General features: G+C 54.4%; 19 protein-coding genes. 14 read left to right on the top strand and 5 right to left on the bottom strand.

Translation table 11 applies throughout. The annotated features are described in order from the left end of the window. The first annotated feature begins 6 nt into the window (after positions 1 to 6). Together argJ and ACQKE4_RS05020 are read left to right on the top strand one after the other, a co-directional pair. On the top strand, positions 7 to 1,236 hold the full coding sequence (argJ, locus tag ACQKE4_RS05025) for a bifunctional glutamate N-acetyltransferase/amino-acid acetyltransferase ArgJ (protein WP_427387186.1): 1,230 nt from the start codon (positions 7 to 9) through the stop codon (positions 1,234 to 1,236). A gap of 112 nt (positions 1,237 to 1,348) precedes the next feature. Further along, positions 1,349 to 2,305, top strand: coding sequence for a Nudix family hydrolase (locus ACQKE4_RS05020; RefSeq protein ID WP_427387185.1), 957 nt, complete (start codon positions 1,349 to 1,351; stop codon positions 2,303 to 2,305). Positions 2,306 to 2,393: 88 nt separating this feature from the next. Here ACQKE4_RS05020 and ACQKE4_RS05015 read toward each other — a convergent pair whose 3' ends face one another. Both ACQKE4_RS05015 and ACQKE4_RS05010 read right to left on the bottom strand, forming a co-directional pair. Then, a complete protein-coding gene (locus tag ACQKE4_RS05015) occupies positions 2,394 to 3,296 on the bottom strand; it encodes a carbon-nitrogen hydrolase (RefSeq protein ID WP_427387184.1) in 903 nt (300 codons plus the stop codon). 9 nt (positions 3,297 to 3,305) lie between these two features. Next, positions 3,306 to 4,373 carry an agmatine deiminase family protein gene (locus ACQKE4_RS05010; RefSeq protein ID WP_427387288.1) on the bottom strand — a complete coding sequence of 356 codons (1,068 nt, stop codon included), beginning with the start codon at positions 4,371 to 4,373 and terminating at the stop codon, positions 3,306 to 3,308. Between the two features lie 215 nt (positions 4,374 to 4,588). On the opposite strand from ACQKE4_RS05010, the gene ACQKE4_RS05005 reads away from it, so the two are divergent. Then, a complete protein-coding gene (locus ACQKE4_RS05005) occupies positions 4,589 to 5,830 on the top strand; it encodes a lipoprotein-releasing ABC transporter permease subunit (protein ID WP_427387183.1) in 1,242 nt (413 codons plus the stop codon). 37 nt (positions 5,831 to 5,867) lie between these two features. Beyond that, the gene (locus ACQKE4_RS05000) at positions 5,868 to 6,575 is read left to right on the top strand and encodes an ABC transporter ATP-binding protein (RefSeq protein ID WP_427387182.1); all 708 of its coding nucleotides are present in this window, start codon (positions 5,868 to 5,870) and stop codon (positions 6,573 to 6,575) included. Between the two features lie 74 nt (positions 6,576 to 6,649). Here the strand turns inward: ACQKE4_RS05000 and ACQKE4_RS04995 are convergent, their stop codons facing one another. Next, positions 6,650 to 7,201, bottom strand: coding sequence for a DUF2062 domain-containing protein (locus ACQKE4_RS04995; protein ID WP_427387181.1), 552 nt, complete (start codon positions 7,199 to 7,201; stop codon positions 6,650 to 6,652). A gap of 97 nt (positions 7,202 to 7,298) precedes the next feature. Between ACQKE4_RS04995 and ACQKE4_RS04990 the strand changes: the two genes are divergently transcribed. From ACQKE4_RS04990 to murB, 7 genes are read left to right on the top strand one after another with little or no spacing between them, the layout of a single operon-like run. After that, positions 7,299 to 9,569, top strand: coding sequence for a DNA internalization-related competence protein ComEC/Rec2 (locus tag ACQKE4_RS04990; protein WP_427387180.1), 2,271 nt, complete (start codon positions 7,299 to 7,301; stop codon positions 9,567 to 9,569). A 56-nt stretch (positions 9,570 to 9,625) separates the two neighbouring features. After that, the gene (msbA, locus tag ACQKE4_RS04985; RefSeq protein ID WP_427387179.1) at positions 9,626 to 11,362 is read left to right on the top strand and encodes a lipid A export permease/ATP-binding protein MsbA; all 1,737 of its coding nucleotides are present in this window, start codon (positions 9,626 to 9,628) and stop codon (positions 11,360 to 11,362) included. Continuing rightward, positions 11,359 to 12,357, top strand: a complete 999-nt coding sequence (gene lpxK, locus ACQKE4_RS04980) for a tetraacyldisaccharide 4'-kinase (RefSeq protein ID WP_427387178.1) — start codon at positions 11,359 to 11,361, stop codon at positions 12,355 to 12,357. Before msbA ends, lpxK begins: the two co-directional genes overlap by 4 nt. Positions 12,358 to 12,370: 13 nt before the next feature. Continuing rightward, the gene (locus ACQKE4_RS04975) at positions 12,371 to 12,592 is read left to right on the top strand and encodes a Trm112 family protein (RefSeq protein WP_427387177.1); all 222 of its coding nucleotides are present in this window, start codon (positions 12,371 to 12,373) and stop codon (positions 12,590 to 12,592) included. Next, positions 12,592 to 13,365 carry a 3-deoxy-manno-octulosonate cytidylyltransferase gene (gene kdsB / locus ACQKE4_RS04970; RefSeq protein ID WP_427387176.1) on the top strand — a complete coding sequence of 258 codons (774 nt, stop codon included), beginning with the start codon at positions 12,592 to 12,594 and terminating at the stop codon, positions 13,363 to 13,365. The genes ACQKE4_RS04975 and kdsB overlap by 1 nt, the downstream gene beginning before the upstream one ends. Before the next feature lie 22 nt (positions 13,366 to 13,387). Continuing rightward, a complete protein-coding gene (locus ACQKE4_RS04965; protein ID WP_427387175.1) occupies positions 13,388 to 13,852 on the top strand; it encodes a low molecular weight protein-tyrosine-phosphatase in 465 nt (154 codons plus the stop codon). Between the two features lie 13 nt (positions 13,853 to 13,865). Continuing rightward, positions 13,866 to 14,885: a UDP-N-acetylmuramate dehydrogenase gene (gene murB, locus ACQKE4_RS04960; protein ID WP_427387287.1), complete on the top strand. Its 1,020-nt coding sequence runs from the start codon at positions 13,866 to 13,868 to the stop codon at positions 14,883 to 14,885. 73 nt (positions 14,886 to 14,958) lie between these two features. Here the strand turns inward: murB and rne are convergent, their stop codons facing one another. After that, positions 14,959 to 18,189: a ribonuclease E gene (gene rne, locus ACQKE4_RS04955; protein ID WP_427387174.1), complete on the bottom strand. Its 3,231-nt coding sequence runs from the start codon at positions 18,187 to 18,189 to the stop codon at positions 14,959 to 14,961. 748 nt (positions 18,190 to 18,937) lie between these two features. On the opposite strand from rne, the gene ACQKE4_RS04950 reads away from it, so the two are divergent. The 3 genes from ACQKE4_RS04950 to sppA are packed head-to-tail and all read left to right on the top strand — an operon-like array spanning position 18,938 to position 21,664. After that, positions 18,938 to 19,879: an RluA family pseudouridine synthase gene (locus ACQKE4_RS04950; RefSeq protein ID WP_427387173.1), complete on the top strand. Its 942-nt coding sequence runs from the start codon at positions 18,938 to 18,940 to the stop codon at positions 19,877 to 19,879. A gap of 53 nt (positions 19,880 to 19,932) precedes the next feature. Further along, positions 19,933 to 20,583, top strand: a complete 651-nt coding sequence (locus tag ACQKE4_RS04945) for an HAD family hydrolase (RefSeq protein ID WP_427387172.1) — start codon at positions 19,933 to 19,935, stop codon at positions 20,581 to 20,583. A 40-nt stretch (positions 20,584 to 20,623) separates the two neighbouring features. Continuing rightward, the gene (gene sppA, locus ACQKE4_RS04940) at positions 20,624 to 21,664 is read left to right on the top strand and encodes a signal peptide peptidase SppA (RefSeq protein WP_427387171.1); all 1,041 of its coding nucleotides are present in this window, start codon (positions 20,624 to 20,626) and stop codon (positions 21,662 to 21,664) included. A 24-nt stretch (positions 21,665 to 21,688) separates the two neighbouring features. Here sppA and ACQKE4_RS04935 read toward each other — a convergent pair whose 3' ends face one another. After that, complete coding sequence (locus tag ACQKE4_RS04935) at positions 21,689 to 22,294, bottom strand: Maf family protein (protein ID WP_427387286.1); 606 nt, start codon at positions 22,292 to 22,294, stop codon at positions 21,689 to 21,691. Between the last annotated feature and the right edge of the window lie 219 nt (positions 22,295 to 22,513).

Raw genomic sequence — 22,513 nt, 5'->3', positions numbered from 1 at the left:
ATAATCATGGCGGTAGGAAGCATTCCTTTTCCAGCGTTAGCCCCCCTTGATGGGGTGCGCCTGGGGGTTGCAATGGCGGGTATTAAAAAGCCGAATCGCCGTGATTTAGTGGTGATTGAGTTACCTGAAACGGCAACCGTTTCTGGCGTATTTACCCGTAATGCCTTTTGTGCCGCGCCCGTTGTGGTGGCCAAACAGCATATTGAGCAGTGTCGCGAGCAGGGGCGTTCACCGCGCTACTGGCTAATCAACACAGGCAATGCCAACGCGGGTACCGGTGAAACAGGCCTGCGTGACGCACGCGCTAGCTGCGCAGCACTTGCCCAGCAGCTCGGTGTATCTGAGGTCGATGTATTGCCATTTTCAACTGGCGTGATTGGTGAGCCGCTGCCAATGGAGCGTCTTTTAGCAGGACTGGCACCCGCGCTTGAGTCACTCTCAAGCGACAGTGCTGCCTGGGAGCAGGCAGGCCAGGGCATTCTCACCACTGATACGCGTGCTAAAGGCGCGACCGTTACGCTGCAAATTGGTGAGCAGACGGTAACAATTAACGGTATCACCAAGGGCTCGGGCATGATCAAGCCCAATATGGCTACCATGCTGGGTTTTGTGGTGACCGATGCCGCTATTGAAGCGCCGCTACTGGATAGTCTGCTGCGTGAGACCGTCGATCGCTCGTTCAACTGCATTACCGTGGACAGTGATACCTCGACCAATGATGCTTGTATGTTAGCAGCGACCGGCACAGGCGCTCGCATAGCCGATGAAGGGCAGGTGGCTGTGTTCCGCAATGCCTTGCAGCGCGTAATGACCGAGCTGGCGCAGGCGATTATTCGTGATGCTGAAGGCGCGACCAAATTCGTTACTCTTCAAGTAGGTGAGGCCAAAAGCCGTGAAGAGGCGCTTGATGTGGCTTTCACCGTCGCCCACTCACCGCTTGTCAAAACAGCACTTTATGCATCAGATGCTAACTGGGGGCGTATTTTGGCCGCCGTTGGTCGCGCCCCTGTGAATGACTTTGATGTGAACCGAGTGGTGATTGATTTAGGTGAGGTGCGCTTAGTGGAGCACGGCGGCCGCGCCGCAGGCTATACCGAAGCCGCTGGAAGTGCCGAAATGGCGCAGTCAGAAATTACTATTCGCATTAACTTGGGGCGCGGCGACGAGAGTGCCACGGTATGGACTTCAGACCTCTCCCATGACTATGTGTCTATCAACGCGGATTACCGCAGTTAGCTATTATAACCGCTAGGAAAGTATTAGCTGGCAGTGGTGATGGGCAAACGTAGCAGATAGCACCGACGCTATTGATGTTGGTGCGCGCAGTAGATAAAGGCGTAACGAGTATATGAGCGTAAAGGTAAAACGGCGGGTTCACGTCGCGGCAGCTGCGATTATCAGCGCCGATCAAAAGCAAGTGTTGATCGCTCGGCGGCCATCAAACGTTGATCATGGCGGGCTATGGGAATTTCCGGGCGGCAAATTGGCGCCTTATGAAACTGGCCTTGAAGGCTTGAAGCGTGAGCTACACGAAGAGCTGGGCATTGAAATCGTTTGTGCTCAGCCACTGATTCGCGTCCATCACGAGTACCCCGACAAGCACATTTTGCTTGATGTATGGCAGGTGCATGAGTTTGCTGGTGAGCCCTTTGGTCGCGAAGGGCAGGCGGTGCGCTGGGTACCGATGAGTGAGCTGTCTAACTATCCTTTTCCAGCGGCAAATTTGCCGATTCTACGCGCGGTTAGGCTGCCCACCGAATATTTGATAACCGGTGAAGAGCCTGATGAAGCACGCTTCGATGCATTTCTAGAGCGTGCACTGAGTGAAGACAGCGTTCGCTTGGTGCAATTACGTGCTAAGCAGTTGGACGAAACTGCATATCTTGCGCGTGCCCAGCGAGCCCTTGCGTTATGCCGTGAGCACGGTGCGCGGTTGCTGCTCAATGGGGAGCCAACGTTGCTTGATCACCTTGATGCGGACGGTATTCACCTGACCAGCGAGCGCTTGATGCAGCTTGAGCGCCGCCCAATTGCTGAAAATAAATGGTTGTCAGCGTCGACTCATAACCAGATGCAGCTTACTCAGGCGGCGGTGGTAGGCTGTGATTTTGTTAGCCTTTCGCCGCTGCGAACCACCCCGTCCCACCCTGAGGTGGCACCGCTTGGTTGGCATGATTTCCAACAGTTGGTCGAGCGCGCGGGTATGCCGGTGTTCGCATTGGGTGGCATGACGCGCTTTGATGCCAACCACGCCCGCGCCGTGGGTGCTCAGGGTATCGCTTCCATCCGCGATTTCTGGAAGTAGCTAGCCGTGTGTTGCTAAAAAACGCCTGCCTCGGGTTACCCAAGGCAGGTGTTTTGTTTTTCTGCTAGTGTTGCAAGCTCAGCCAAGCCTAATCCCTGTAGCGGCGGGTCAGATCACCATAAGCATCCACTCGACGGTCACGTAGATAGGGCCAAATACGCCGCGTGTTCTCACTACGTGCCATATCGAGTGTCACGACTAACTGCTCGGTTTCTTCCCCCGCATGGGCCAATAGCTCACCCTGAGGGCCACAGACAAAACTACCGCCCCAGAACTGAATGCCATCGCCGACGCCGGAGTGATCTGCCTCAAAGCCCACCCGATTGGCGACTAATACCGGTAAACCATTGGCCACCCCATGGGCGCGCTGAATCACCGTCCAGGCATCTTTTTGCCGATTTTTTTCAGCCTTGTCATCGTTGGGATCCCAGCCGATTGCCGTGGGGTAGAGCAGTAAATCAGCGCCTGCCAAGGCCATTAGCCGTGCGGCTTCAGGGTACCACTGGTCCCAGCAGACCAGCACACCCAGGCGGCCTAACGAGGTTTCAATGGGCGTAAAGCCTTCTTTGCGGGCGCTATCATGGTCACCCGGCGTGAAGTAAAACTTCTCATAAAACCCTGGGTCATCGGGAATATGCATTTTGCGATACTGCCCGACGCGGCCTTTCGCGCGGTCATAAACCACCGCGGTATTGTGATATAGCCCCGGTGCGCGGCGTTCAAACAGCGACCCGACCAGCACAATATCCAGCTCTTTGGCGAGCGCGGCAAGGCGCTGCCCGGTAGGCCCATCAAGCGGCTCTGCTAGGTCAAAGATTGTCGGGTCTTCAAATTGGCAGAAGTAGTGGGTGGCGTGCAGCTCTTGCAGCAGTACCAGTTGAGCGCCCTGTTTAACGGCGTTGCGAATGCCTTCTTCACTCGCTGCTAGGCTTTGGGCTTTATCAGGCCAAGCGGGCTGCTGCACAACCCCGACGGTGAGTGTCTTTGACATGGAGGCTCCTTAACAAGTAGCGGTCGCGGCAAGCGTGCCCTGGGCTAGCGTACCCTGAGGCAACTGCATGGTGAGGCAATGCAGGCTGCCGTGTTGGCGAATCACACTGGTGCAATCGATTGGAATGAGCGTGTGGTTTGGAAAGGCGTCAGCGAGTGCTTGCAGTGCCGTTACATCCGCAGGGTCGCCATAAGTAGGCACCAATACTGCCTGGTTAATGATTAAGAAATTTGCGTAGGTGGCGGGCAGGCGATGGCCATCTTCAGGGTCGAAACAGGCCTGTGGCCAAGGCAGCGCGATAAGCCGATACGGTGCACCGTTACGCTGCCGGAAAGCCTGTAGCTCCTGCTCCATGGCTACTAACGCCGGATAGTGTGGATCGCTAGGATCATCGCAGCGCACGTAGGCAATCGTCGCAGGGTCACAAAAGCGCGCCAGCGTATCAATGTGGCTGTCGGTGTCATCGCCCTCTAAATGGCCATTAGCCAGCCACAGTACTCGGTCAACGCCAAAATCTTGAGCAAGCTGTGACTCTACCTGTTCACGGGAAAGTGAGGGGTTGCGGTTAGGGTTAAGTAGGCACGCTTGAGTGGTGAGCAGGGTACCTTCACCGTCGGTTTCGATACCACCCCCTTCCAGCACTAAATCGCGCGACTCCACCGGGCAGGACCATATGCCAGCATCGGCAAGCCACTGAGTTAGCTGGTTATCGCGCTCAGCGGGAAATTTCCCTCCCCAGCCGGTGAACGTGTAATCCAGCATTAACCGTTGGCCTTGTGTATCAACAACGCTGATCGGCCCATGGTCACGAGCCCAAGTGTCATCCGTGGGTGCGACAATTAGCAGCAGCTGCTCAGCGGGTACCCCATAGGCATCAAAGGTGGCGGCTAAGCGCGCTTTTGTAAGCTCATCAGGTACGCAAATAAGCACACGCTGATAGTGCGCAGTGGCAATGACAATACGCTCCAGCGTGGCTTCAATGCGCGACAATAGAGGTGCCCAGTCGCCGTCGTGGCGCGGCCAAGTCAGTTGAATGCCATCCTGGGGATACCATTCGGGGAGCAAACGATAAGTCATAGTCGCCAACGTCATGAGTGCCTTTGTCGAGTTGGAAAAGAGGGTTGCCCCAGAGGCAGCCGTAAATCGGCGCAATGTAGGCGGTGGCGGGGCAAGTTGCAAGCGTAACGTTTTAATCTGAACGCTCACAAGGCTGGTAGCTCTAATGGCCGTTTGAACATGCAGAGACACTAAAAAAACCGTACCATGAGCGCTTATTGATAAGGAATGACGCCATGCTTGATCGTTTGCCTTTTCTGGTGGGGCTGCGCTACGTGCGCGCTAAACGCCGGAACCACTTTATTTCGTTTATTTCGCTTACCTCAATGCTGGGGTTAATGCTGGGGGTCGCTGTACTGATCCTGGTGTTGTCGGTGATGAATGGCTTTGACCATGAGCTACGCACGCGCATTTTAGGCATGGTGCCGCACACCAAAATTGAGTCCCGCGAGGGCATGGTCGAGTGGCAGGCCTTGGCTGAGGAGCTGATGCAGCGCGAGCGAGTGATCGGCGCGGCGCCCTTTGTTGAGCAGCAGGGTATGTTCTCCGCTTCTGGGCGCAATCAAGGGGCGATGGTGAATGGCATTAACCCGGATTGGGAGGATCGCGTGTCGATCATTGGTCGGCATATGCGTCAAGGCGAGCTTGCAGACCTTGTTCCTGGTGAATGGAACGTTGTACTGGGTTCAATGCTGGCGCGAAGCTTAGGTGTCGGTGTGGGTGATCGTGTGACGCTACTGGTGCCGGAAGCTTCGATTACACCAGCCGGCGTATTTCCGCGTTTAAAACGTTTTACCGTTAGCGGTATTTTCAGCGTTGGCGCTGATTTAGATGCCAATTTGGCCTACGCCAATATTGAAGATATGCAAACCCTGGCGCGCATGGGCGATACGGTAGGTGGCTTACGTCTGGAGCTGGATGATCTATTTGTAGCCGGAAGTGAAACCCAAGCGATTCTTAATGAGCTTGGCCCAGGTTATAGCGGCAGCGACTGGACGTTCTCCCACGGCAATTTATTCCAAGCAATACAGATGGAAAAGCGCATGATTGCGCTGTTGTTAACCGTCATTATCGCGGTTGCTGCGTTTAATATCGTCTCTACGCTGGTCATGGTAGTCACCGATAAGCGCGCTGATATCGCGATTTTGCGTACCATTGGCGCAACACCCCGTTCGATTATGGGCATTTTTATTGTTCAAGGCATGGCCATCGGGATAATTGGCATAGCGATAGGCGTGGCGGTCGGTGTGTTGTTGGCACTGACGATTGCTGACCTAATCGGCTGGGTAGAGAGCGTGCTGGGCATTCAGTTCCTGGATGCGGGTGTCTACTTCATTAGTGACCTGCCTTCTCGCCTGCACTGGGATGATGTTACTCGCATCGTATTAGCAGCGTTTGGACTGACGTTCCTGTCAACGCTTTATCCTGCCTGGCGAGCGGCAAGGGTTCAGCCAGCGGATGTGTTGCGCTATGAATAACGGTTTTCGACATGAGAATGCAGAAATGAGTATGCCCATGGAAACACCTCAAGAAGCCGCCATTATGCTTGACTGCCAGGGGCTGACCAGAACTTACAGCGAAGGCCCCCAAGACCTAACGGTGTTGGATGGGTTAAATTTGCAGGTGCGTGCCGGTGAACGGGTTGCCATCGTCGGCAGTTCTGGTTCAGGCAAGACCACACTGCTTAACCTGTTGGGCGGTCTTGATCGCCCGAGCAACGGCAGTGTGGTGATTGCTGGTGAGCCGCTGTCAGGCTTGAATGAAGCAGCGCTGGGTCGTTTTAGAAACCGCTATATTGGTTTTGTGTACCAATTCCACCATTTGCTGGCGGAGTTTACTGCGGTCGAAAATGCGGCTTTGCCGTTGATTATTCGCGGCCAGTCGAAAAAAACGGCCGAGCAGCGCGCCATGCAGATACTCGAGCGGGTAGGCATGGGGCCACGTGCAAACCATAAGCCGGGTGAGCTTTCAGGCGGTGAGCGTCAGCGGGTGGCAATCGCTCGGGCATTGGTGACTGACCCAAGCTTGGTATTGATGGATGAGCCCACGGGTAATCTTGACCAGACCACGGCGGCGACCATATTGGCGCTCATGGATGAACTGGCAAAAGAGAGTGCCTGTGCGTTTGTGATCGTTACCCATGACGTGGGGCTTGCCGCTCACCAAGACCGTATCCTGAAGCTGGATGCGGGTAAATTGATTGAGCAGACGCCTGGGCGTTAGTGATTTAGGCTGATGATCAAGCCTGGTCATTAATCCTAATCGTCAAGCTCAGTCATCTAACTCAGTCATCAAGTTCAATCATCAAACTCTGCTTCAATTCGCGCGCGCCGCTGCCTTCTCTTTAGGCGGCGGCGCTTCCAGTTATGGGAGACGTGCCAGCGCCAGATCAGACGGATACCTATATTGACGACGATGGCTAAAATGATCGCTGTGACCAGTGAGCCGACAATTAATGGCGGCATAATGTCGTGCATCTGCTCGGCAATCCAGCGCGTGGAAATACGCGAGGGTGCTTCCCGTACTGGCGCGCCTAGTATGAACGTACCGATGCGATAATTACCGTAAAAAATCAGCGGCATGGTCAACGGGTTGGTAATCCACACCAAGCCAATCGATAGCGCTAAGTTACAGCGCGTTAAACGCGCGCCCAGGGCTGCTACCACCATTTGGAAGGGGATTGGCAGCATGGCGCAAAAGACGCCCACGCTAAACGCATTCGCAACGCTTCGGCGAGTTAAAAGCCACAAGCCCGGATCTGCAATCAGCGGTGCCATAAAACGCAGCGAGCGCTGTTTCCTGATAGTGTCGGGTTTGGGCATGTAGCGCTGCAGGAACCGGCGCGGCATGACAGATACTCTTACTTATCAATTTTGCCTATTATCCATATAGCATTGCCCTTCGGCTATGCTAGTCAAGCAATCAACTGTCGCTAAGGAGGGCTGTATGCGGTTAGGTATTGCCATACCCACCGCCATAGCGGCTCTACTTGGGGGTGTTTTTGCTTGGAATAGCGTCATCTCGTATACCACATCGCACCTCCTTCTTGGCTGTGTTTTGGTCGCTTTTTTACTGGTAGTAGTGTGGTGCCCGCGGCATGTGGTTTGGTTGCTTATTGCAGTGTGGGTATTTGTTGGGGTGCAGCGCGAATGGACTAGCCGTTTACCTGCGGGGGTAAGCGGCGTGGATCTCGCCGTCGAAGTGAAGGTTTTAACAGCCCAGCCAGTGGGCGATGCAACGCGCTTGTTGCTGCACGTCAATAAGTGCACGGGGCCTGCACAGCGCCCCTCTTGTTCAGCGCTTTCCAAGGTGCGAGTAACGGCTTACAGCGATGCCGTGTTTAAGCCCGGTGAGCAGTGGCGAATGACGCTACGCTTACGCCCGCCTAGTGGTTTTGCCAATCCGAGTAGCTTCAACTTTGAACAGTGGCTGTGGCGCGAAGGTATTCACGCCACCGGTTATTTGCGACAAGAGCCACCACCTGTTCGCATGGCAGCCACTGCCCCTTCATTACGTCAGTTTGCGCTCGACTTTCTAGCTCAACAGTCGCTTAGCGAGCGCACGAAACGTTGGTTAGCGGCGCTTACCCTGGGCGATAGCGAACAGTTGACCCAAGATGACTGGTCGCTATTAAACGCAACAGGCACTACCCACTTGGTGGTGATTTCTGGTCTGCATGTAGGGCTGGTGGCCTCGTTCGTGCTATTGCTAGCGAAGCTAGCGGCGCGCTTTGCCACGCCTACCAACTGGCGAATGCGAACTTGGCCATGGTGGAGTGCTGCGGTGGCTTGCGTTGGCTATGCCACGCTTGCCGGTATGGCACCGCCAGCCATGCGGGCGATGGTGATGACGCTGATTGGCCTTTGGGTACTTAGTGGGCGTCATGCGCCAAGCCCTTGGCAGGGGTGGTGGTTAGCCCTCGGTCTGGTGCTTATCGTTGATCCCTTGGCCTTATGGCGTCCTGGCATGTGGTTATCATTTGTGGCGGTGGCGTGGTTAATCATTATCTGGCAAGGGCGCCAGCGCCCAAGGGGAGTTAAAGGTTGGTGTTGGGCGCTGGTTAGAACGCAGTTGCTGTTAGCACCGTTGATGGCTGCCGCGGTACTAATAGCTTTTGGCAGGGTGGCCCCCGCCGCACCGTTAATTAACTTAATAGCCGTGCCGTGGGTGAGTTCTATCATGGTGCCGACAGCGCTACTGGGGTGGTTGTTATCACCTGTACCGTGGTTGAGCCATGGGTTGTGGTGGCTGTTTGAGGTTGCTCTTGGCGTTTTCCACTTCTTGCTAACGGTATCTGTGAAACAGTGGCCGTTGTGGGAGCCAGACCGACTACTCACCTACCCATTGGCGTTCGCCTTGCTGTTGATGTCGCTGTGCTGGGGGCTGCCTGCCGTGTTACCTGGGTTGCGGGTGGCCTCTGCCACGTTAGTCGTCACGCTTCCTTGGTGGTCGTTGTCTGAGGACTCTCCCCAAGGGGCGGTAAGCGTTAGCGTGTACGATGTAGGGCAAGGGCAGTTGATCGAATTGCGTAGTGAAAATTATCGTCTTCTCTACGATACTGGGCCGCGCTTTCGTGGCGGTTTTATGCCGCTGGAAACACTCTGGTCACCGGGCCAACAGTTTGATCAAGTGATTGTCAGCCACGCGGATAATGATCATGCGGGGGGTGTAAGCGCTTTGTTGGCTGATCATCAGGTCGATCAGTGGATGTTGCCATTGGGCGAGCAATTGCCTCTCACCGCTACCCCCTGCCAGCGCGGTCAAGCATGGCAGCGTGATGGGGTTAATTACCGCATCCTGTGGCCGCCTGCTGGCGCCAATGCGTTTTCAGCCAATGATCGTTCATGTGTGTTAGAGGTAAGCACTGGTCAGCAGCGATTACTCATTACCGGCGACGTAAGTACCGAGATTGAGCGCCGCTTTTTATTAGCGGTCGAGCCGCCGTTAAGTGTTCTAGTAGCAGGGCACCATGGCAGTGCCACCAGTTCGGGGATTCAGTTTGTGCGCCATGCGGCGCCTGAGCATGTCATTTTTAGCGCAGGGCGGGAGAATCCTTTTCAACATCCGGTTGACCCGGTAGTGCGTCGTTTTCGCCAGCAGGAGAGCTGTCTATGGAATACCGCTCATGATGGGGCACTACGTTTTTGGCTAGAGGCAGAGCAGCCTGTTCAGATCCAGACGACGCGTCCACTGCCGGGTCGACGTAACCGGTGTTGAAGCTCGCTGGCATAAGGTAGAATCCTCCGCATTGCACACTATTGCCAGGAGCGCGTGTGACTGAGTCAAGCTGGGGTATCTATAAACGGTTATTGAGTTACGTAAAACCACATTGGCGAGCGTTTGCGCTGGCGCTGGTGGGGTTTGTCATTTATGCCGCGTCGAGTACTGCGCTGGCGGAGATGATGAAGCGCCTGATTGATGGCATACAAAACCCCGATGCTGCGTTCAGGCTATTTCTGCCACTCTTTGTGATCATTATGTTCTCTGCCAGGGGGGTAGGTACTTTTTTAAGCACCTATTTTATGTCCTACGTAGGCCGTTACGTGATACACACCCTGCGTTGTGATGTTTTTGCCCATCTGCTCCATCTGCCCGGCTGGTTTTTTGACCACCACTCAAGCGGTCAATTAGTCTCGCGGGTTACCTACCACGTTGAACAGGTCGCCGGGGCCGCCACTCAGGCGGTCACGATTATTCTTCGCGAAGGCCTCTTTGTGGTTGGCTTGATCCTCTATCTACTATGGACTAATTGGATGCTTACGCTGCTGTTTTTGGGCGTGACACCGATTATTGCCTTAGTGGTCAACTACGTTAGTAAACGCTTTAGACGTATTTCAAAGCGCATTCAGCACTCCATGGGGGATGTAACGCATATCGCCTCAGAAGCGCTATCCGGTTACCGGGTCGTGCGTACACACGGTGCAGAAGCGTATGAGAAGCAGCGCTTTGAGCGAGTCAGTGAAGAGAATCGTCGCCAAAGTATGAAAGAAGCCATGACCCGCGCAGTCAGTTCACCCGTGATACTGATGCTGGTGGCTATCTCAATGGCAATGCTGGTCTGGCTGGCGATGGCGCCTTCACTCATGGCGAACATGACCCCAGGAGAGTTCGTTGCCTTTATTACCGCCGCCGCGTTAATGATTAAACCCGTGCGCCAGTTAACAGAGATTAATGGTGAAATCCAAAAAGGAATTGCAGCGGCATCTGAACTCTTTGGGCTACTGGATATGGCACCCGAGCCTGATGAGGGTAAGCGTATCACGCACCGTTTAAGCGGTGACGTAGAAATCGATAATGTCAGTTTTCGCTACGACGCTGATCAGCCCAACGTGCTACACAATATTAATCTTCGCTTGGCGCCCGGGGAGCTCGTCGCCATCGTGGGCCGCTCTGGGAGCGGTAAGTCAACGCTAGTTAGCCTGTTGCCGCGCTTTTATCGTCTCAGTGAAGGCAGTATCCGGATCGATGGTATTGATATTGATGAGTACGCCTTGGGCCCGCTGCGTCAGCAGATTGCGTTAGTCTCTCAACAGGTAACGCTATTTAACGCCTCTATTGCCGATAATATCGCCTACGGAGTGGAAAATCCTGATCTCGACGCCGTTAAGGCTGCTGCTGAAGCTGCCTATGCCCATGAATTTATTGAAAAGCTCCCAAATGGTTATGCCACCATTGTCGGTGAAAACGGTGTGATGCTTTCCGGCGGCCAACGTCAACGGTTAGCGATTGCTAGAGCGATCTATAAAGACGCGCCGCTGTTGGTGCTTGATGAAGCCACCTCAGCGCTGGACACCGAGTCTGAACGCTATATCCAAAAAGCCCTAGAGCGTGTTTGTGAAGGGCGAACTACCTTAGTGATTGCGCACCGCTTATCTACGATTGAGCGGGCAGACAGGATTATTGTGATGGATCAGGGGCGCATTATTGAAGAGGGGCCCCATCAAGCGCTACTGGATGCTAATGGTGCCTATGCGGCACTGCATCAGCTACAGTTTCAAGAAGTGCAATGAAATTGGCAGAGCGCTGGCTGCGAGGGGCCTATCAAGGTAGTCAATGGCTCTGGCCGTTGGTGCCCTTGGGCGCGCTTTATCAGTGGGGCATGGCGCGCCGTGAGCAGGCCTACCTAAGCGGTAGAAAAGCTTCATGGCAAGCCCCAGTGCCGGTTATCGTAGTAGGCAATATAACCTTAGGCGGGACTGGGAAATCACCGCTGGTGGCGTGGTTGGCACGCAGGTTGGTGGCGCAAGGGTGGTCGCCGGGCATTGTTACCCGTGGTTACGGTGGTAAAGCGTTGCAATACCCACTCATGGTAACTGCCAGCACTAACGTCGCTGAAAGCGGCGATGAGCCTCTTATGCTGGCGCAACAAACCAGACTGCCAGTGGTGGCGGATCCTAAGCGTGCGCGAGGTGTTCAGGCGCTGGTGGAAGCGGGGTGCGATATCATCTTGAGTGATGACGGCTTGCAACATTTGGCATTGGCTCGGGATGTCGAACTGTTAGTGATCGACGGTGCCCGTGGGCTGGGTAATGGCCGCTGCCTGCCTGCCGGGCCGCTGCGCGAGTCGCCTAGTCGGTTACAGCGTGTGGACGCAGTGATCGTCAATGGGCCCGTACAACAACCATTACCCATTGACTCTGTCACTACTATGCAATTAGCGCCGCTCTGCTGGCGCCGCCTGGAAGACGGCAAAAAATTTCCGTTAACTCCCTTGCCGTTTAGCCTGCCGGTGCACGCCGTAGCAGGAATTGGTCATCCCGAACGATTCTTTCGCACGTTAACGGCGCTGGGCGTGACGGGCGATTGGCACCCATTGGCAGATCACCAGCGCTTTAGCACTGAAGCGCTTAACTTTGCGGAGTCTCGCCCGCTTATCATGACCGCCAAAGACGCCGTGAAGTGTTACGACTTCGCGCCACCCAATAGCTGGGTATTAGATGTAGAGGCAACGCTTCCACTTGAGTTTGAACACTGGCTGACAGCGCGACTGTCAGCACTTTCCTAAAGGAGATATGTGTATGGATAAGGAACTGCTGGCAATGCTAGTTTGCCCATTGTGTAACGGTAAACTTAAATATGATCGCGAAGCCCAAGAGCTGCGCTGTCATTACGATGGCTTAGCCTATCCTATCCAAGAGGGTATTCCGGTGATGTTGCCGGAAGAAGCACGCATCATGGATGCCGATGAAAAGCTACACACTTCACCAGGGCGCTCACCAGGACGTTCAGGAGGCGCTTGATGGCTTTCCCTGATTTTACAGTCGTTGTGCCTGCACGTTATGGCTCCACTCGGTTACCAGGCAAGCCGCTCTTAGATATTGCCGGTGAGCCGATGGTTGCTCATGTATGGCGCCGTGCCTGCCAAAGCCACGCTGGCAGAGTCGTGGTGGCAACGGATGATAGCCGTATTCGTGATGCTATGCTGTCGTATGGTGCCGAAGTTATTATGACCCGCGATGATCATCCTTCAGGCACTGACCGCTTGGCGGAAGTGGCGGATGTGCTGGGGTTGGCGAGTGACGCACTATTGGTGAATGTACAGGGCGATGAGCCGCTAATTCCCCCCGCATTGATTAATCAGGTGGCGCTGCGTTTAGCCGATGACGCTGAGGCGTCGATAGCAACGCTAGCGGAGCCTATCAATGATGTCGCCACCCTGTTTAACCCCAATGTGGTTAAAGTGGTGCGTACGCTTCAAGGCCGGGCGCTCTATTTTTCCCGGGCGCCAATTCCCTGGGATCGTGAGCAGTTCAAAGCACCGCCCGCGCTGCTGGCAACGGATGCCTGGCTGCGCCATATTGGTTTATATGCTTACCGCGCCGGTTTTTTAGCCGCTTACCGCGATTGGCCAGCCTCAAGCCTTGAACAGCTAGAGCAGCTTGAGCAGCTGCGCGCACTGCAGAATGGCCATTTGATCCAGGTGGCGTTGGCTTGTGAGGTAAACCCGACGGGTGTGGATACGGCTGAAGATCTGGCGCGTGTTCGGGCGCTAATTGCTCAGTCAAATTGTTAATCAGTAAGTGAGGAGCGCTGCAGTGAAAGTGCTATTTGTGTGTTTGGGAAATATTTGCCGCTCGCCCACTGCTGAAGGTGTTTTTCGCCGTGCCCTTGAAAGAGCCAGGATGATCAATGAGGTGGAAGTAGATTCCTGTGGCGTGGGTAATTGGCATGTGGGCAAAGCGCCGGATCAGCGCGCCCAGCAGGCAGCAAAGCGGCGTGGTGTTGATTTAAGCGGCCTGCGTGCCCGCCAGCTCAGTGAGCAGGATTTTACTGAGTTCGACTATGTGCTGGGTATGGGTCAGGATAATTTACGCGCCATGCGTGAGCTGAAGCCTGCTAATAGCAGGGCGTATATTGGCCTGTTTTTGGACTTTGCTGGTACGCCCGGCGTTGAAGTGCCAGATCCTTACTATGGTGGTGAGGAAGGGTTTGAAAACGTTATTAATATGATTGAAGCCGCATCAAATGGGCTTATTCAACATCTTCAGCGTGAGCGGTAATGTGACTGATGATGTGGCTGAACACATGAACATTGATAGAGGCGTTGAATTAACCTCCGCCAATACGCTGAAGCTACCTTGCCGAGCAGAGTACTTTGTCGCACCTAGCACGCTGTCTGCACTGCGCGCTACGCTTGCCCATGCTCGCCACAAAGGTTGGCCAGTGACCCTGTTAGGGGGTGGTAGCAATGTACTGCTGCCTGAAAAGTTGCCGGGTTTGGTCGTGAGGCCCGCTCTGCAGCAGTGGTGGCTTACTCGGCAGCAGGGGAGTGTGTATGCCCATGTAGGGGCCGGGGTTAATTGGCATGACTTAGTGATGGCAACTGTCCAGCGCGGCCTGTGGGGAATTGAAAATTTGGCGTTAATTCCCGGCTGCTGTGGAGCGGCGCCGGTGCAAAATATTGGCGCCTATGGCGTTGAGCTTGCCGACACCCTGCAAGCTGTACAGGTGATGGAGTTTGCCACGGGCCATACGTATTGGCTGAGCGCAAAAGAGTGCGCCTTTGGTTATCGTGACAGTGTATTTAAAGGCGCTCTGGCCAATAAAGTAGTGATTACCCAGCTTGTCTTGCGTTTATCACGCCAGCCAACGCCGCGACTTAATTATGGCGATCTTGCTGCACGATTACCTCAGCCACCCACGCCGCTTGAGGTGGCTGAAGCGGTGTGTGCCATTCGGCGTGAGAAACTGCCCGACCCCCAGGTGCTGGCTAATGCAGGAAGTTTTTTTAAAAACCCACTCGTCAGTGATCAATGGGTGGCGCAGCTACTAAAAATATACCCCATCATGCCCCATTTTCCACAACAGGAAGGCCAAACCAAATTGGCGGCAGGTTGGCTCATTGACCAGTGTGGCTTAAAAGGCATGCGAGATGGTGCTTTCGGCGTGCATCAGCATCAAGCGCTGGTACTGGTGCATTTTGGTGGTGGAGATCGTCAGGGGCTAATTAAAACGGCCAGTGCAATCGCCGATAAAGTCGAGGCGCGCTTTGGGGTGCGGTTAGAGCCAGAGCCACGACTTATAAATTCATAGAATCTACCACCATATTATAAAAGACAAAAACCCCGCCTAGGCGGGGTTTTTGTTACTACAACACGCAACCGTTTTATTCGGAGTGAGTGTCTTGTTGTGCTTGCTTGCGCTTTTCACGCGGATCATTGTGCGCACGGGTGCGGCGACGGCGTGGTTTAGGCATATTTTCAGCTTCTTGAGGAGCTTCTGTAGTAGCTTCTGCAATCGTTTCTGTAAGCGCTTCTGGAGCAGCTTCAACAGATGCTTCGCTTGCTATCGGCTGAGCGCGCTGAGGCTCTACAGCCAACTCAGGTTTTGCTTCAACTGCTGGCGCTTCGCTAGGCTGTGGTTGCTCGCGCATTAGCTCTTCACGCTTAGCTTCTTCATGACTAGTCTCTTCGTGATTAGCTTCTTCGCGATTAGGCTCTTCACCCGGCATTTTGTCACTGGACTGCTCTTCAATCGGCGGGGCAGGTTGAGTCTCGGTGACGCTCTCAGCAACGCTTGAGCTTGCTGCTTCAACGTCTACACTCACTTGCTTGGCTTCGGTCGGCTCTGCATCAGCTTCAGCCGCTAGGGACTGTTCAGCGGCTTCAGGTGCTGTCTGTGTTGATACAGTCTCAGTCGGCGCTGGCTTAAGCGCATTTTCTGCGAGCTTATTAAACTCAGTTACCTCGGTCTCAGTTTTCTGAGTCTCAGTTGCTTCCACAGATGGCGTTGCCATCGCCTCATCGCTGGTTTTCGCCTCGGCTTCTACTGGTTGAGCAGCCACTTGTTGCTGAGCAGGCGTTTCTTCCTGAACGCTGTCAGCATGAGCCCCTGGTGCAGCTTTGGGTTGGCGACGCTGATGCGTTGATTTGCGTGCCTTGCTATTCACTACCGCTGGATGATCAGCGGTTGTCTCACTATCGGCTTGCTCAGTCGTTTCGACGGGCTGAGTTGTCGCCGGTGCAGGCTTATTTTCAGCTGTTTGCAGCGCTGCTTCCACGGACTCTGAAGTTTCTACTAATGCTGGCGTTTCCTTCGGCGCTTCTGCCTGCAGTTTTAGCTGCTCAGCTTCTGCCTCAGGATTAACCGCCTGGGTGCGTGTGCGGTTGCGCGGATTGTTGCGCGTACGCTTCGGCTTGCCATCATCGACAGGCTGTTTGGCCGCTTCTTCGCGCTGATTTTCGCGCGCAGCGTCACGACGAGGCTCTTTCTGCAGTGCCGCTTTGCCAGCATTCTCGTTGCTATTGGTATCTTTTACAGCGTTGTTGTTTTCCTGAGCATTGTTATCATCTTGCAGAGGATGACGACGACGATTGCGTGTGCGGCTAGGGCCACTGCGCTTATCATTACTATCATCGCTGGCCGGGCGCGGCGTGCTGCTGCGCTGTTCGATTTTTTGCTCAGCTTTCTGCTCAGTTCGGTTATTGCTGTCGTTGCGCTGCTCGTTTCGGCTAGCGTTGTCGCCACGCTCGGGGCGTGAGGAGCGTTGCCGCGATTCGCTGCTGCGCTGATTAGATTTACGCTCGCTCTGTCTACGCGGTGCTGGGGTTTCAGCTTTCGGCGTAGGCGTGGGTTCAGCCGGGGTGTCGTCGCCGCCCAGCAATTTAGCAAAGCCGCGCATAAAGCGACCGATCACGCTGGGTTGCTCGCTGGACGCTGGCGCTGATTTCGCTACAGGCGCGGGAGAAGCGGCAGGCGCCTTCTCTTCGGTTTGTAACGATGCGGGAGCGGGCGCGTTGTGGGTAACGCTTTTAACCGCTGCTTCGGCGCGTTGAGCGGGCGGCACGAAGCTAGGCGTCGGCTCTTTGCCGACTTCAGTATCGGTGGAAAGCTCGAAGCTTGAGAGGCTTTGAGTGTCGTCCTCATCTAAGTGGTCATCGCGCAGGCGTTGAACGTCGTAGTGCGGCGTATCCATATCGGGATTAGGCAGCAGGACGACGCGTACGCCCTGGCGGGACTCAAGGTCAGCCAGCACGCTGCGTTTTTCATTAAGCAGGTAAGTGGCGACAGGCACCGGCAGAATGGCGCGAATCTGCGCGCTATTCTCTTTCATCGCCTCTTCTTCAATCAGGCGCATGATGGAGAGCGAGAGCGAACGCACGTCACGAATGGTGCCTTGACCATTACAGCGCGGGCATACCACGCCGCTGGTTTCACCCAGCGATGGGCGCAGGCGCTGGCGTGACATTTCCATCAGGCCAAAGCGAGAGATACGGCCAATTTGCACTCGTGCGCGGTCAAGCTTGAGGGCATCGCGCATGCGGTTTTCAACTTCACGCTGGTTGCGCGCAGGCCCCATGTCGATAAAGTCAATAACCACTAAGCCACCAATGTCGCGCAGGCGTAGCTGACGAGCAATTTCGTCGGCGGCTTCAGAGTTCGTTTGTAGGGCGGTTTCTTCGATATCGCTACCACGGGTAGCGCGGGCGGAGTTGATATCGATTGAGACCAGTGCTTCGGTGTGATCGATAACAATCGACCCACCCGAAGGCAGCTTCACTTCGCGCTGATAGGCCGTCTCGATTTGCGATTCGATCTGAAAGCGGGAGAAAAGCGGTACTTCATCCGCGTAGAGTTTGATCTTCTGCTGATAAGAGGGCATGACCTGGCGAATAAAGCCCAGCGCTTCTGCATGAATCTCGGGGCTGTCGATCAATACTTCGCCGATGTCCTGACGTAAGTAATCGCGCATGGCGCGGATGATGACGTTAGATTCACGGTAGATCAAAAACGGTGCAGCGCGCTTGGCGGCTTCGGTGGTAATTGACTCCCATACTTGAACCAGGTAATCCAAATCCCACTGTAATTCTTCCGGATTGCGGCCAATGCCTGCAGTGCGCACGATCAGCCCCATTTTGTCGGGCACGGTAAGCTGGCCCATGGCGTCTTTCAACTGGCTGCGTTCGTCACCTTCAATGCGCCGTGAAATGCCACCCGCGCGCGGGTTGTTGGGCATTAGCACCAAGAAGCGACCAGCGAGGCTAACAAACGTCGTTAGCGCAGCGCCTTTATTGCCACGCTCCTCTTTGTCCACCTGAACGATGACTTCCTGACCCTCTTTAAGCACTTCTTTAATGCTCGGGCGGCCCGAAACATCTTTTACAAAGTACTCACGGGAAATCTCTTTAAGCGGCAGGAAGCCGTGACGGTCTGCGCCATAGTCGACAAAAGCAGCTTCAAGGGAGGGTTCTACGCGGGTAATTTTACCGCGATAGATATTGGCTTTTTTCTGTTCTCGAGCGCCTGACTCGATATCCAGATCGTACAGACGTTGTCCATCAACTAAAGCGACACGCAGCTCTTCGGGCTGGGTCGCATTAATAAGCATCCGTTTCATAGTGTCTCGCATAGCGTTGCGTACCGGCGAACTGCCTATGGGGTGACGTAGGCGAACCGCTGGTTGCTGCGTGCTTGTGCTCGGCGCATAGCTATGCTGACGCGTCAAGCCGGGAAGGCGTCATCGCCGACCCGGCCAATAGGGCGTTGAGTACGTGGCGGAGGCAGGACGTGTTCCGGTGGCTGTCACGTCCATCCGGCCCTGCTGACACCGCCAACACCTGGCATTCATCGATTCACCAACGCCGGCCACCGGCACAGCGTTGAACTTGTCGTTCTGAGTCAGCCAGCACCTTTTGACGAATAAGGAGGGGGCAGCTCAAAACGTGGCGTTTTAGTTACTGCCTGCCGTTGAAGGCAAGGCTTAATTTCCCTCTGCCGATATCAAAACGGGCGACAGAGTTACTGCATTTTTAAGGTCTAATGTTAATTCGCTAAAACGGACAATGCGTACACTGGTGCCGTTTATTGTGCTCAGGCCTGCGTGTTAGTCGGGCAGGCGCATTAACCAAGCTCGGCGTTTGATGCTTTCTGCTAGTCAATTTAGCCAATTAACTATTTATTAACTAATTAGCCATTGAATAGCTAGTCGCTAGTGCTAGACGAGAAAGCCTTCTGCGCTCGGCTGGTGAACGATTTGGAATATAACAGTAAAGAGAACGACCAGCAATTGACGCAATGCCCTTGGGTCTACGTTAGAATGCCGTTTTTAGCCTTACGTTATAGAATTCCAGCAGGAGTAAGCGGTAATGTCCGAAGGGCGTGAAGTACAGTGGGTGGATATCGCCCCGGAACAGGCTGGGCAGCGAATTGATAATTTTCTCATGACGCGTCTGAAGGGAGCGCCTCGTGCGCTTATCTACCGTATTGTGCGTAAAGGCGAAGTGCGCGTTAATAAAAAGCGCGTAAAGGTCGATTACCGCTTACAGGCGGGTGATTTAGTGCGCGTTCCGCCACTTCGTTTAGCGCCTCGCGAAGCAGTCAAGGAAGTAAGCGATAACCTACGCGACCTGCTAGTGGGCAGCGTTATCATGGAAGGCCCTGACTGGATGGTGCTTAATAAACCCTCTGGCTTGGCTGTCCATGGCGGCAGCGGCGTTAAAATTGGTTTGATCGAAGCACTGCGTCAGGTGCGCGATGATTTAAGCTTTTTAGAGCTGGTCCACCGATTGGATCGTGATACGTCAGGCTGTTTGCTGCTTGCCAAATCTCGCGATGCGCTAGTGACGCTCAACGAGTCACTGAAAAAACATGGCATGGATAAGCGTTATCTGGCCTTAGTCAGCGGTCGCTGGCCAGCGCGTAAAACTTACGAGAGTGCTCGGCTAGATCGCTTTGATGCGGGGAATGGCGAGCGCCGGGTGCGGGTGGATCCCAATGGTAAAGTATCGCGCACCCATTTTTCAGTCGTCGAAACCTTCGAAAAAGTAACCCTTATCGAGGCCGAACCGGTCACGGGCCGCACCCATCAAATTCGCGTGCATGCAGCCCATGCGGGCCATGCGCTACTCGGCGATGATAAATATGCGACCCGTGAAAGCGGTCTGCTTACCAAGCAGTTAGGCTTAGGGCGACTTTTTCTGCATGCCCGTGCATTGACGTTTCCAGAACCTGGTAATGGTCGTCCGGTCACGGTGAAAGCACCGCTGCCTGAAACCTTGGAAGAAACGTTAAAGCGTGCCCGTCAATAAACTGCTTTTCACTAACTTGCTTTCGCTAACTTGCCCTGCACTGAGGAGCTGCAATGCAGTACGAGCTGATTATCTTTGATTGGGATGGCACGTTGATGGACTCGGTGCCGCGTATTGTATCGTGCATGCAGGCCGCTGCGTTGGAGGCTGAATGGGGAGAGCTTACCGCGGCTGAAGTTGAAGATATTATTGGTCTGGGGCTGCCGGAGGCAATTGCACAACTGTGCCCGGGTATTTTGCCAGTTCAAGCCGAGTGTCTTCGCGAGCGCTACTCACACCACTTTGTCACTAGAGATACTACACCCATGCTTTTTTTTGCGGGCGTAGAGGCGCATATCGCGCGTCTACACGGTCGTGAACAACAACGCTTGGCGGTAGCTACAGGCAAGAGTCGCCGTGGTCTGGATCGAATTTTTGCTGAAACAGGCAGTGGAGCATGGTTTCATGCCAGCCGTACAGCGGATGAAACGCGATCAAAGCCGCACCCGCAAATGCTGTCAGAGCTGCTAGCAGAGCTTGAGGTGCCGGTGGAGCGGGCGGTGATGGTGGGCGATACCGAATACGATCTTGAAATGGCACGAGCCATCGGCATGGACCGCGTGGGGGTTACCTATGGAGTGCATACGCCAGAACGTTTGGCACTGAGCCGTCCCAAGTGGATCGCTCATAGCGTAGAAGAGCTTTTCGATAGGTTGCACGGTTAGCGACCTGAGCCTGCATCAGGCGTCTACATAAGGATAGTTTATGAGCGACGATCGCTGGACAGAAGGGCCAGAGGTAGCATCAGGCAAAACGGATGCAATGGCAGGCGCGCCGGGTGATAGTGCTGAAGCGCTACGCGAGCGCCAGCGGCTAGCGCAAATGGGCATGATGGACCGTTGGATTGATGGCGTATTAACCGAGCAGCGCCGCGCACGCCGCTGGAAGCTGTTTTTCCGTTTAATGCTACTCACGGTTGTTTTAGTGACGTTATTTACCTCTGTGTATAGCCTTTTTTGGGACTCTTCAGGGACGGCAATGCCCGCTCAGCGCCACTTGGGTATCGTAGAAGTCAATGGTGTGATTGCAAGTGATTCGCCAGCCAACGCGGAGCGTATCATCAAGGGCTTGAACCGGGCCTGGGATTCCGAGAGTGCGGCTGCGGTGGTGCTGCATATCAATAGCCCCGGTGGCAGTCCTGTGCAGTCTCAGCGTATCTATGCGGAAATCATGCGATTGCGTGAGCAGGGTGATAAGCCGATTATCGCGGTCATTGAAGATCTCGGTGCCAGCGGCGCTTATTACATAGCTGCAGCGGCTGATGAAATTGTTGCCTCGCCAGTGAGTTTGGTGGGCTCAATCGGCGTCATTTATGCAGGATTCGGTTTTGAAGAGGCGATTGAGCGAATTGGTGTTGAGCGACGGGTGCTGACAGCTGGTGAGAATAAAGCCTTTTTAGACCCCTTCCAGCCTATGGATGAAGCGTCGGAAGATTTTTGGCAGAGCGTGCTCAATCAAACGCACCGCCAGTTTGTGGATGATGTGCGCGCTGGGCGTGGCGAGCGGCTAAGTGATAGTCCGGATATTTTTTCAGGCCTGATCTGGAGCGGTGAGCAGAGCGTTGCATTGGGATTGGTGGATCAACTCGGTAGCCTTGAGCAAGTGGCGCGCGCCCAAGTGGGCGGTGCTCACTGGGAAGATTATACGCCCAATCTTGACCCTTTTGAGCGTTTGACTCGGCGTTTTACCCAGGTCGTTGCTGAGGTGTTGGGCGTTGACGCGCCCAATACGCCGCTACGCTTTTAGGGTCAGTCGTTCCATTTTAAAAGCTTAACTGGCGCCAAGCGGGTCAAGTCCTGCTTGGCGCAGCATGTCGCACAGTGCAATTAGTGGTAATCCGATGAGCGCATTAGGGTCGCGGCCGTCCAGTTTTTCAAACAGCGCAATACCTAATCCTTCCATTCGAAAGCTTCCGGCGCTATCTAGCGGCTGCTCTTTCGCGACATAGTTTTCGATCTCTTGGCTGCTCAGAGTGCGAAATACCACCTCAAATGGCTCGACATGGACTTGGTGACGTTGGCTGCGAGTATCCAATAAAGCTAAACCCGTCAGGAAAGTGACACGCTGACCGGAAAAACGTGCCAGGTTGGCGCAAGCCTTTTCAATAGTATGAGGTTTGCCAAGTATGTCGCCTTCGAATACCGCGACCTGGTCAGAACCTATAATACAGTGGTGAGGGAAGTATGGCGCGACAGCGTTGGCTTTGCTTAGTGCCAGCCGATGTACCAACGCTTGAGGAGTTTCACCTGCGTGAGGGGTTTCATCAATATCCGGAGAGTGGCACTGATAGGGCAGTTGAAGGCGATCTAGCAGTTGGCGCCGCCAGCGTGAGCTTGAGGCAAGCACCAGAGGGGGCGTCGTCGATGCTTCTTTCATGGGGGAGGTGGGCACAAAAAATCTCCAGGCGGCAAGTGATTAAGTTGACCAAACCAGCGTTGAACTTATGAAAAACAAAGAAGCAGAGTGTAGCGAAAGCAGGCAAGAGTGCCTATAGAGGTTATTTGTTAAGGCTTAAGTGGTTTTTTATTAAGGCTTAAAAAGTGAGTTGATTGAGGAAAGTATGAAGAATTGTGCTGACGGCTTTGACACCAGCAG

This window comes from Halomonas sp. NPDC076908, from assembly GCF_050269715.1.
In the GTDB taxonomy this organism is placed as follows: domain Bacteria; phylum Pseudomonadota; class Gammaproteobacteria; order Pseudomonadales; family Halomonadaceae; genus Vreelandella.
This window is presented reverse-complemented; position numbering and strand designations above follow the sequence as displayed.